The sequence below is a fragment of the Enterococcus salsurae genome, from assembly GCF_054784955.1.
Genome location: NZ_BAAHWY010000001.1, coordinates 592,713 through 604,826 on the forward strand (window position 1 = coordinate 592,713; position 12,114 = coordinate 604,826).

The following is a 12,114-nucleotide window of genomic DNA, read 5'->3' on the forward strand; positions in this document are numbered from 1 at the left end:
CCTATTTTACCTTATTTTTACATACAATTTACATATTTTTTTTTTTATCGTTCGTGTTGAGTCTATGGAAATTCTACGTTATACTTAGAGAAATCATGTGGGAGGCGCATTTGATGAAAATCATTCATGATAGTCAACGCTTAGCAGAATACATTGACACCTTTGACCTGCAGGGGTACATGGATAGTGATCTGCTGTCGATGGCTTCTCTGCAAAAATTTGATAAAGAAGAACATTTGATCTATGCAGAAACCCCATCAGACTACCTTTATTTTTTAGTTGAAGGGACAGTGATGGTTTACTCTTTTTCCTCCGACACCCAAACGATCTGTATAGATTATGCGCAACCAGCATCCCCATTGGGTGAAGCGTCTTCGCTTTGGGAGTTGATTCCAAAAAGTAGTGTCAAAGCTGCTTCTACCTGTATATGTGTCTGTGTTCCACTCAACCGGTATCGCACCACATTACAGCAAGATGTTCGGTTTTTGCAAACAGTGTGTCAATTGCTTAGTTATCGCTTAAATGCCGGTATCAACTTGGCAAACGCCTTGAACACACCAGTAGAAGCCCGATTGGCAAAATTTATGTTGGCAAATCAAGAAAATGAGCGCTTTTCTTTCCAACTGACTACTTGCGCGGCTATTCTAAATGTCAGTTATCGCCATCTTTTACGAACCATCAATAACTTTCGCGAAGAGAAATGGATCGAGCGCGACAAAAAAGGTTATATCTTATCTGATATAGCTGCACTAGAATCTTTAGCAGAAAATCTTAGTTAACCAAAAATGACATTATAAATAGCGAGAAAAAACAGCGAGAAACACCTCTTCTAGGGGTGCTTCTCGCTGTTTTAGTGTCTTTCTATTTTTTCAGCAAATCGACAAAAATCTCTGATAGCGCTCGCTCCTCATTAAAGGGGCGCACGTAATGATAGTCGGTTCCGCCGGATGCCAAAAAATATCCTTTGTTTTCTTGTTCCAATTCTTCGATCGTTTCTAAACAATCCGCCACAAATCCTGGTGCAACGATCAAGATTTTTTTGATTCCTTGTCCAGGTAAAGTCTTTAATGTCGCGTCTGTCGCTGGAGTGAGCCATTCATTGGGACCAAATTTAGATTGGAACGTTTGAAAGTGCGGCACATCTATTCCCATTTTTTCCATGATCAAACGTGTGGTGGCTGTACACTCTTCAGGATATCGATCGCCATCTTTCACATAGGATGCCGGAATACCATGATAAGAAAACACTACTGCATCCACTGTATGTGCAGCCAATGCCTGCTTGATCTTGTCAGCATAATAAGCAATATATCCAGGATGATCATAAAACGAGCGGATAAAACGAAGATCGATGATGTTGTCAGAACGACGAAAGAAACCCATGACGTCGTCAAAAACGGAGCCTACCGTTGTTCCCGAATATTGCGGGTATAACGGAATGACCGTTAGATCAGTCACACCACCAGCCAACATCTCCTCGATGGCATCTGGGATCGCAGGTGAACTATAAGACATAGCGATACCGACTTTCGTATCTGGTAATAACTGCTGTAGATTTGCCTCTTGCGCACGTGCATATTTCAGCAAAGGAGAAACACCATCTTCAAAAATTTGTGCATACAAAGCCGCTGATTTTTTTGGTCGTGTCGTTAAAATAAAGCTATTCAAAATCGGTTGCCAAATAACACTTGGCATTTTGATAATACGTTTATCTGATAAAAAAGGTTTCAAATATTTTTTTACATCTTGCGGATCAGGACTATCTGGTGTCCCTAAATTGATCAATAATACCCCGCGCTTCTTTTCCACGGATCCATCTCCTTTAGTCATACTGCACAAAGCTTTATTATAACGAACATTCGCTCCTGAAGCTTACGATATGCTTGTGAAGTAAAAGGGACGCTGATTTTTGACGCAGTCGGATGCTTCAGGATTGGATGCCCCGTTTTAACCAACTGACTTTATAATCAAAGTCTTGGAGCAGTGTTTCCGCCGTCCATTCATTGGCATAGGCATCCGTCAAGCTGTCGATCACCAATTTCATAGAAAAATACAAAAAACTCATAGCTTCTGCTTCCCCTTTGATATTGAAATGATTGGCGGTCAAAATTTTTTGCCACGCCTCTGCGCCATGCGGATCTTCACTTCGATAAGAAAACAAATAACTATTTTGAGTCAACAGCTGTAATTCTTTATACCCATCAGAAGCAGGATCGTATGCCAATGCCTCAGTCAAAAAAACAGCCAATCCTGCAAAAAAATCATCATGATGTCGGGCAATCTGCTGCAAAATCCGACCATGGATTTTATTGGCAGCATCTTTGATCAGATAATCATACGCATCATTTAAATCCTCAAAATATTTATAAAAGATGCCTCTAGACATTTGCAGATCATGAACGATCTCACTGACTTTCACTTGGCTCAAAGGTTGTTTAGCAAAAATGTGCAATAACACCCCGCGCACAAACGCTTTTTTTTCTGCAGGCAAATGATTGAAGGTCGCTTTCGGCATACAATTGCCCTCCTCTTTCGTTTTTTTAAATTATAGCATAAAAAAAGCAAACAAAAACGGTGACAAAATGTCACCGAGGGTGTATGATATTTTTCGAAAGGGGAAATGCATTATGTATTTAGCGTGGAAAGAAATCCGCTATGCCAAGTTACGGTATAGCTTGATCATTGGCATCATGCTCTTAGTCGCTTATGTTGTCTTCATGTTGTCAGGGCTCGCTAACGGGTTGTCAGATGGTCACAAAAAAGCAGTCAGTGATTGGGGGGCTTCTTCGATCATTCTGTCAGAAGATAGCAACAAAGTAGCCAGCGCCTCTATCCTCACACAAGGAGATCTCGATCGGATAAGCGCGAAAGAAAAAGCAGCTGTCGGCCTGACTGCTTCTGCGATCGCCCATGCAGGCACGGATGAAAAAACCAACCTTTCTGTTTTTGGTGCAGCAGCAGATAGTTTTGTTGTCCCAAAGGTCATTGATGGCCGGCTATATCAAGCAACAAACGAAGTGATCGTTTCTGAGAATTTATTGGATGATGATTATCAGCTGGGGGATCAAATCACTTTAGGCAGTGACGACACGACCTTCACGATCGTTGGTGTCACTAAAGCTACGACATATAGTGTGGTTCCAGTGCTCTACCTTGATCTAGATGCCTATACGCAGCTAAAATATGGCCAGCAAGCCTATACTGACGATAGCCAGAAACCGATCACTCTGATTGCCACAAAATCAGCAGCTTCCGCAGTTTCTTTGGACAATAAAGATGAAACAACCAAATTAACGACGTTGTCCATGGATGACTTCATTCAAAATCTACCTGGGTATGCTGCAGAAAAACTCACACTGAATGCCATGGTTTACTTCTTATTTATTGTTGTAGCAGCAGTTGTTGGTATCTTTTTATATGTGATGACTTTGCAAAAAACCAGTCTCTTTGGGATACTAAAAGCCCAAGGGGTAGCAACAAGCTATTTGGTCCGTTCAATTGTCGGTCAATCTTTGATCGTGAGTATTGTCGGTGTCGCTTTGGCTTATCTTTTGAGTTTTTTGACAAGCCTTGTATTACCCGCAGCGATGCCCTTCACAGTTGATTTGATCCAATGGTCATTGTATGGTGTGATTTTGATCGTCGTTTCTATGGTCGGCGGACTATTCTCCATTCGTACCGTGACCAAAGTTGATCCCATTACCGCGATAGGAGGCGAATAAGATGGCAACAGTCTTATCTATGGAAGGCATCATCAAACGATTTGGCAGTGGCCACACAGAAGTCACTGCCTTGAAAGGCATCGATTTTAACGTAGCAGCGGGTGAATTTATCAGTATCATCGGCCCTTCTGGATCAGGAAAAAGCACCTTTTTAACGATTGCCGGTGGCTTACAAACCCCTACAGAAGGGACGATCACGATTGGCACTCGTCCCTTTACTCACTTAACAGGAAAAGAACGTGCCAAAGCCCGTTTCGACGAAATTGGCTTTATCTTGCAAAGCGCAAATTTAGTTCCCTTTTTAACTGTTCAAGAACAATTTACCCTCGTTGACAAGTTGAACAAGCGACATGAAGAAGCCAAAGCAGAAGAACTGTTGCAATCACTAGACATATTTGATTTGAAAGACAAGTTTCCCAAAGAACTTTCTGGTGGTGAACGCCAACGCGTGGCAATTGCCCGCGCATTGTTCAATGATCCTGCCATCATCTTAGCTGATGAGCCGACCGCCAGTTTAGACTCTGATCATGCCTTTGAAGTTGTTCAGTTATTGGCCAAAGAGGCGCATGACAAACAAAAAGCGATCATCATGGTTACACATGATCCGCGGATGACGCAATGGAGCGATCGAACGTATCGGATGAAGGACGGTTTGCTACAGGAAGAAGCTTGATTTTACTTTCCATTCTCTCAAGGAAAATGACCACAAACAGCGGAAGAATCCCCGCTGCTTGTGGTCATTTCGTTTATTTATTTCACGATTGCCAAGAAATCTTCGCCTTGCAAGACATCGCTTTGATTCATATCCAGCACATCTAAATAATTTGGTGTGTTGGTGACAACGATAGGGGTAACCGTTGAGAAGCCCGCATTTTTGATTACATCTAAATCAAATTTGACCAGCAAGTCTCCGCGTTTGACTTGATCATCTTGTTTAACGAAGGTTTCAAAGCCTTTGCCCTCTAATTCAACTGTATCCATCCCAATATGCATTAAAATCTCTGCACCTTCTGTTGTCGTTAAGCCAACAGCATGACCGGTAGGAAATAGTGTCGTGATCGTGCCGTCTGCCGGGGCATACAATGCACCAACAACAGGTTCGATCGCGATCCCTTTTCCTAATGCACCTGAAGAGAAAACTTGATCTTTAACTTCAGATAACGGAAGAATTTTGCCTTCTAACGGACTGCTCAAAATGATTCGTTCCGTACCACTAATAGTCACTGGCGCTGCTGGTCCATTCGTTTCTTTAGCAGCTGCTGTGTCGGGTTTGTCTTCAAAACGCAAGACGAAGGTCAAGACAAAGGCGGCAACAAAGGCAATTGCCGTACCAATCGATGCTGCAATCAACCCACTAAGATCTTTGGTATCTTGAGGGATAAATGAAGGTAAGCTCAGGACACTCACTAAACCAAAAGTAAAGTTTTCAACATGACTAAACCCTATAAATGCGCCGCCGATTGCACCACTGATACAAGCAGCGATAAATGGTTTTTTCAATGGTAATGTGACCCCATAAACAGTCGGTTCGGTAATCCCGAAGAATGCTGTGATCGTTGACGACAAAGCTAAACCTTTTAACTTTACATTTTTTGTGATAAAGAAGACTGCCAATGCGGCACCACCTTGAGCGACAACGGCTGGCAACAACATAGGAACCATCGTATCGACACCATTTTGACTTAGATTCAACAACATAATCGGTACAAAGCCCCAATGCATACCGAACATCACGAATACTTGCCATAATCCACCCATAACTGCGCCAGCGACAAGCGGACTAAAGTCATAAATACTGCCATAAGCGCTTCCTAGCAGATTCCCAAGAATCGTTCCTAATGGGCCAACAACAATAAATGTCAATGGTGCCATAATCAGAAATACCGCTAACGGCACACAAATGATTTGCAAGAAACTCGGAATAACTTTTTTAAAGAAACGTTCGACATAACTTTGTAGAAAGACTGCCAAAATGATTGGAATGACCGATGACGTATAGGCACTTGCCCCGATGATCACTGGGATCCCAAAAAAGTGCAGCGTTTGGCCAGCTAATGCCGTGATGCTGGGATGAACCAATGCCATGCCCAAAGAAACAGCTAAGAATTCATTGGTTTTAAACTTTTTAGCCGCTGTAAAGGCCAACATTACAGGTAAATAAGTGAACAACCCATCTGCAATGGCATATAAAACTGTATACACGCCAGATTCGGCTGTCATCCAATTCAAGGTCAGCGCCAAAGTCAAGAACCCTTTCAAGACCCCTGCACCAGCCATCGCACCTAAAAACGGTGTAAAAATGGACGAAATAATGTCGATCAATTGATTGAAGATATTCCCTTTTTCACCAGTGTTTTCAGCAGTGCCATCGAAATTTGCTACACTATTTAGTTCACGATAGACATCACTGACATGGCTGCCGATCACGACTTGATATTGCCCACCGCTTTGAACCACTTGAATCACATCATCATCTTGATTCAAAGCCGCTGTGTCCGCTTTTTGCTCATCTTTTAGTTTGAATCGTAAGCGGGTGGCGCAATGGACCACACTATTGACATTTTCTTTGCCGCCAACGGCCGTTAAGACACGTTCCGCGATTTCTTTGTTTGTACTCATTTTACAACACTCCTTTTTTTGATATAAAAAAACCCAGATTGAAAAAACGACCATCAGCAAATCAAACCATGCTGACTGTTGTCTTTTCAATCTGGGTCTTGCCTGCCGAACAGTAACAATCCTTGAACGATTGAATGTCTATTACTTTTGATCATTGACCACCCGTTCGATATGGATCGTCAAATAAATCATTTCTGATTCACCAATCGATTTATCGTAGGTCTTGATCAAATACTCATTGATCCGTTGTACCGTTTGAAACGCTTTTGGGTACTTTGATTGCACAAGTGCAAATAAAAACTCATCTTTCTCGCTAGATAGTGCATCACTTAAATACCGCTGTGCGAAATACTGTAGATGCGTGGTGATTCGCTGATAATTCAACGAGTCCGGATTAAAGACACGTCCATAAAAGCGACTAATGATCGCCAACACATCACGAACGATCTCAACAGCTTGCATCGTGGTTTCCATCGTCCCATTGGCTTGCTCGCTATTGACGATATGAAAGGCAATAAACCCTTTCTCAGTATCCGGTAATCTGACCCCAAATACATCCTCGAAATAGTCGATCGCTTTTGTGGCAACACCATATTCCTTAGGATAAAACTTGCGTGTCTCGAACAAGAGCGGATTGGGAATCTCGATGCCTTCTCGTGCGCGAATCAAGGCATAGTGCATATGGTCGGTCAAAGTCAGATAAATATTTTGGGATAATTCAACCCCTAAAATCGTTTCCGCATCGTCAACAATCTGTTTGACAGCTTCGACCTCTTCCACTGGGATATCAGAGAATAATTGTTGAAACTGATTGGCTGTCAATCCATCTTTTAAGACAAACTCTTTTTCCACAAAAGCCGCATCAACTGGGTCGCCCACTTTTTTCTTAAAAGCGATCCCTCGTCCCATATAGATGACTTCCTGACCGGCATCATTGGTCGAGATCACGACATTATTATTCAAAATTTTTCCAATGATCATCGATATCACTCACTCCAAAATAAAAAAACCTAGAATCTCCCCATCAATACACTACGGTCAATTCTGGTTTTGCCTGCCGAACAGTAACAATCCTTGTAACTGAGAGAATAATAACATACTCATTTAACAGATGCAACCCTTTTCAAAAAGGATTTCTTTCAACTGCCATAGCAGTGTTATCCAAGTAGACCAATTCCCTTAAAAAAATAATCTTTTTTATGTATCATTATGTTTTTTAACTAAAAAAGAAACGAGGATTGATCCCCTCGCCTCTACTTTTCTTCATTCCATATACTGACCGATTATTTTAACCCTTGCATCCGACGTGCTTTGATGGCGTTGCCCAGTGTGCCGTATGTAAAGACGGCAATCCCAAACCAGATAAAGGCAAAGGCAGAGAACTGCGCCACTGTATACGTTTCGTGGAACAAAAAGACTGCCAGTAACAGCATGATCGTCGGATTGATATATTGGATAAACCCTAATGAGATATACGAAATACTTTTCGCGGCTTCGGCAAAGAGCAGCAAAGGGATCGCTGTAACGATTCCAGCCCCCGCCAACAAGAGATTGGTTTGTAATGGATAATCCATGAACCCAACACTAGAAAAAGCGAAAATATAAATCAGCGCAAAGGTCAAAATGATGCCAGTCTCGACTGTTAATCCGGTGACAGAACTAACCGGGATACGACGTTTGATCAAGCCATAGGTACTAAAAGAAAAGGCCATGATCAATGAAGCGTACGGCACACTGCCGGTTTGGATCGAAAGCATGATTACCCCGATACTGGCCAATAAACAGGCAATAAGGCCTGAACGACTCAATCGTTCTTTCAAAAACAGCGTGGCTAACAAGACATTGACCAACGGATTGATATAATAACCCAAACTCGCTTGCATCACATGTCCTGCACTTACAGCGAAAATAAACGTAAACCAATTGATCGAAATCAGCACAGAGGCCAATGCGACCAATCCCGCAAAAGCTTTGTTTTTCAACAATAACTTTAGTTCCTGGATAAATTGTGTCCATTTGCCAGATACAAGAATAAATAGAATCATAAAAATAAACGACCATAAAATCCGATAGCACATCGTGGCTAAAGGTGATACCCCAACGATCATTTTCCAGTAAAGGGTGATCAATCCCCACAATACATATGCTGACAACCCATAATAAATCCCTTTATTTTTCATGTATCGATTGATTTTTCTGAGGACCGACAACCACTCGATCAGGAGAAAAATACGCCTCCTCTTTTTATAAGTTACCTTATTATAGCGAAAATTCTGATTTTTCATATCCTTTTCATGAAAAAAGACGAACAAAACAATCGTTTTCTTCGTCTTTTTTTACAGCAGCGCTGCCCTTATTCAATTGGTTCTTCTGCCCCTTCGACCCAGACAGGCGTAGTATCCTGCTTGTCTCGAATCAAAAACAAACCGGTCGCAAACAGCAGCCCTGATGCGATCGTCATCAATAGAAAAGATACATTCATCCCATGGAGCAAAGCCGCAGCCCCGGACAAAGTGGTGCTTTTTTGGGCAACACTATTCATAATGCCAACAAAAAGTGCCGTACCGATCGCACCAGCTACTGTTCGCAAAGAGGTGAGCAACGCTGTCCCGTGGGCAGTCAATTCTGGTGCAATGTTTTTATTGCCCCATGTGACAAAGGGCATCAACAAGCAACCTGTCGCTGCACACCGCAGTATATTCAAACAAACCGCCAGCCAAATACTTGAGTCCATATGAACAAAATACATCCCAATATTACTTAAAACCAGAGAACCGCCACCGAAAATCGTTAACAGACGGATGCCGATTTTATCATAAATACGGCCGGCTATCGGACTAAGCAGGGCCGAAACCAAAGAGCCTGGCAAAATCACCAATCCGGATATCGTCGCCGATTTGCCGAGGATCGATTGTACGTATAACGGCATCAACATCGCTGATCCCATCAAGACTAAATACAGCAAGATACTGCCAAAAACGCTGATTGCATATTCTTTGGTTTTCAGCACTTGTAAATCAAGAAATGGTTGGGTTGATCGAAATTGTCTGAAAACAAACCAAATACCAGCCAGCAAACCAATCCCTAGTGACCCTAAGACAGGTACACTCATAAATCCATAACTGCCAATGTTGCCAAATCCTAATGTCACCCCACCAAAAGCGAAGGCACTCAGCACAAAAGATAATTGATCAAATCGGCTTTTGGCTGTAGGCAAGACATCGTCAAAGACTCGAATCGCCCAAATCAATGATAGCAAAACGATCGCCGCAACAATATAAAAAATCGCATGCCAGTTCAGCCGATCTACGATCAGCCCCGCCAACGTTGGTGCAATCACTGGAGCTGCCGTGATCGACAAGCCATACCAGCCCATCACGACGCCAATGCGATTCATTGGATAAATCGTCAACAAAATTACTTGCGCCATAGCGGTCAGAATACCATTCCCGATTGCTTGCAAGATACGCGCAATCATCATAACAAAAAAGTTCGGTGCCCCAGCACATAATAACAACCCTACCAGCGCGATCCCTAAGGCAGATAAATATAATTTCTTCGTTGGTACCCGATTCATCAAATAGGCAGTCAAAGGCATCACGATCGCCATCGCCAATGAATAGCCGCTAGTTAACCACTGACCTGTTGTCACTGAGATCTGCAAGTCGGTCACGATTGCTGGCAATGCCGTTGTGAGGGCTGTCGCCAACATCGATACTGCAATACAGGTAATCATCAAATTGATGAAAATCAACGTTCGCTGCCTTTCCGTTCGTTCATGGACCTGCTTGTTTATATGATTTACTTCATTTAGGTCATTCGGTTCATTTAGGTCACTCAATCCATGTGTGCCTCCTTCTCATGGTAAAATGCTTCGATTTTGGCTAAACCTTCGCCAAAAATTTGTTTTTCCTCGTCTGATAAATAGGTCAACATTTCGGTATGTGCTTTGCTGCGCTTGTCTTTCATCAACTGTGCTTCTGCTTTGCCAGCTTCTGTCAATGAAATCAGATGACTCCGTTTGTCCTTTGGATCAATTTCTTTATGGATCAAGCCTTTTTCCGCCAATTTTTTGATCAGTTCTCCCGTAGATGTCGAACGAATCGCCAAATAAGCCGCCAGATCCTTTTGTGTCAACGTGCCTTTTTCATCTAATACAATCAAGCAATTGAACTGTCCGCGTCCCGGCATAAAATTGCCATATTTCTTTTCCGCATATCGTCGATTCAATTTATATACTTCAAATAATCGTTCTACGATTGCTACATCTGAATAAGCCATTGTATTTTCTCCTTTCTTTCTGTTTTTACTATGTACATCACGCCAAAGTGAAACTGTTTAGATAGGTACCTACTTAAAAGACATAGTCCATTTTACATAGGTACCTATCTATTGTCAAGAAGTCGTTTCATGGAAGGCGTATTCATTTAGCTATTTTCTTCTCTTAGCGGGTTTGAACACAAAAAAAGTATTGAGTCAGCGACAACTCAATACTTCATGGCTTACGTTTGCTGTGCTTCAAAAGCAGCCAATAACTGGCGCACTTCATCTGTAGACTTGGTATTCATTAATTTTCCACGTAATTCACTGGCACCAGGAAAGCCTTTAACATAAATTTTGAAAAATCGATGCAAACCAGCGATCGAACGGGGCACCATTTGCGCATAATGGTCTTGCAGATCTAATTGCAAGTGCAGCAATCCCAACAACTCTTCCGACGTATGGTCTTTAGGTTCTTTTTCAAAGGCATAGGGGTTCTTGAAAATCCCCCGGCCGATCATCAAACCGTCGACACCATATTTTTCAGCTAAGGCCAAGCCTGTTTGCCGATCAGGAATATCGCCGTTGATCGTCAACTTGGTTTGTGGCGCGATTTTATCTCTTAATGCTACAACTTCAGGAATCAGTTCCCAATGGGCATCAACTTTGCTCATTTCCTTGCGGGTCCGCATATGAATCGACAAATTGGCAATATCTTGTTGCAGCACATGGGTCAACCAAGCCTCCATCTCCCCCAGCTCGGTATAGCCTAACCGCGTTTTGACGCTCACAGGCAGTCCCCCAGCTTTGGCGGCTTGAATCAATTCCGCTGCAACTTCAGGCCGCAAAATCAATCCACTGCCTTTGCCTCGACCAGCAACATTGGGTACTGGGCATCCCATATTGATATCAATCCCCTGAAAGCCCATTTCAGCCAGTCCAATACTCATCTCACGGAAAAATTCAGGCTTATCTCCCCAAATATGTGCCACCATCGGCTGTTCATCCTCAGTAAAGACCAGCCGACCACGTACACTGTCGCGACCTTCTGGATGACAATAGCTGTCTGAATTGGTAAATTCGGTAAAAAACACATCCGGTGCACCGGCTGCTTGCACCACATGTCGAAAGACGACATCAGTCACGTCTTCCATAGGTGCCAAAACGAAAAAGGGCGACGGTAATTCAGCCCAAAAATTTGTTGTCATGATCTACGCTCCATTTCTTTGACCTCAAGTCAGCAAGATACTCCTCGCAAAACAAAGTTATTATACTAGGAATAGACAAAAGAAGCAAAAAATGGCGCGCAAAGAAACTGCCTCTCAAACTTACTCTCTACGAAAAATAGTATTGCTTCACCCGAGCCTTTTATTTGTTGCTTCGTGTCACTTATTTTTAAGCACAATCACTTTATTATGATTCTCTGACTGATGTGTCCTTCGTTTAACGGCCAAAAGACTCTTTTGGTATACTACGTGAACGCTTGCTATTCGTTGATATTTCAGCACGTTAT

General features: G+C 42.5%; 11 protein-coding genes. 3 read left to right on the forward strand and 8 right to left on the reverse strand.

All coding sequences use genetic code 11. From position 1 onward, the window contains the following. Positions 1-113: 113 nt before the first annotated feature. On the forward strand, positions 114-779 hold the full coding sequence (locus tag ACYVRS_RS02935; RefSeq protein WP_054115249.1) for a cyclic nucleotide-binding domain-containing protein: 666 nt from the start codon (positions 114-116) through the stop codon (positions 777-779). Between the two features lie 82 nt (positions 780-861). Here the strand turns inward: ACYVRS_RS02935 and hemH are convergent, their stop codons facing one another. Next, entirely contained in the window at positions 862-1,809 is a 948-nt protein-coding gene (gene hemH, locus ACYVRS_RS02940) for a ferrochelatase (RefSeq protein ID WP_461202449.1), read from the reverse strand. A 118-nt stretch (positions 1,810-1,927) separates the two neighbouring features. Further along, positions 1,928-2,515 (reverse strand): TetR/AcrR family transcriptional regulator, encoded by a 588-nt coding sequence (locus ACYVRS_RS02945; RefSeq protein WP_313539166.1) that lies wholly within the window; start codon positions 2,513-2,515, stop codon positions 1,928-1,930. Between the two features lie 112 nt (positions 2,516-2,627). On the opposite strand from ACYVRS_RS02945, the gene ACYVRS_RS02950 reads away from it, so the two are divergent. Then, positions 2,628-3,722, forward strand: a complete 1,095-nt coding sequence (locus tag ACYVRS_RS02950) for an ABC transporter permease (RefSeq protein ID WP_313539169.1) — start codon at positions 2,628-2,630, stop codon at positions 3,720-3,722. Between the two features lies 1 nt (position 3,723). Further along, positions 3,724-4,395: an ABC transporter ATP-binding protein gene (locus ACYVRS_RS02955; RefSeq protein WP_313510207.1), complete on the forward strand. Its 672-nt coding sequence runs from the start codon at positions 3,724-3,726 to the stop codon at positions 4,393-4,395. 77 nt (positions 4,396-4,472) lie between these two features. On the opposite strand, the gene ACYVRS_RS02960 is transcribed toward ACYVRS_RS02955, so the two are convergent. From ACYVRS_RS02960 to ACYVRS_RS02985, 6 genes are all read right to left on the reverse strand, one after another. Then, on the reverse strand, positions 4,473-6,341 hold the full coding sequence (locus ACYVRS_RS02960; protein ID WP_461202451.1) for a beta-glucoside-specific PTS transporter subunit IIABC: 1,869 nt from the start codon (positions 6,339-6,341) through the stop codon (positions 4,473-4,475). A gap of 141 nt (positions 6,342-6,482) precedes the next feature. Continuing rightward, positions 6,483-7,322, reverse strand: coding sequence for a BglG family transcription antiterminator LicT (gene licT / locus ACYVRS_RS02965; RefSeq protein WP_313539178.1), 840 nt, complete (start codon positions 7,320-7,322; stop codon positions 6,483-6,485). A 302-nt stretch (positions 7,323-7,624) separates the two neighbouring features. After that, positions 7,625-8,521: an EamA family transporter RarD gene (gene rarD / locus ACYVRS_RS02970; protein WP_461202453.1), complete on the reverse strand. Its 897-nt coding sequence runs from the start codon at positions 8,519-8,521 to the stop codon at positions 7,625-7,627. 173 nt (positions 8,522-8,694) lie between these two features. Beyond that, entirely contained in the window at positions 8,695-10,095 is a 1,401-nt protein-coding gene (locus tag ACYVRS_RS02975; protein WP_312498066.1) for an MDR family MFS transporter, read from the reverse strand. An 83-nt stretch (positions 10,096-10,178) separates the two neighbouring features. Next, on the reverse strand, positions 10,179-10,622 hold the full coding sequence (locus tag ACYVRS_RS02980; RefSeq protein ID WP_312498041.1) for a MarR family winged helix-turn-helix transcriptional regulator: 444 nt from the start codon (positions 10,620-10,622) through the stop codon (positions 10,179-10,181). Between the two features lie 221 nt (positions 10,623-10,843). Then, positions 10,844-11,809, reverse strand: a complete 966-nt coding sequence (locus ACYVRS_RS02985) for a tRNA dihydrouridine synthase (protein ID WP_054115257.1) — start codon at positions 11,807-11,809, stop codon at positions 10,844-10,846. Between the last annotated feature and the right edge of the window lie 305 nt (positions 11,810-12,114).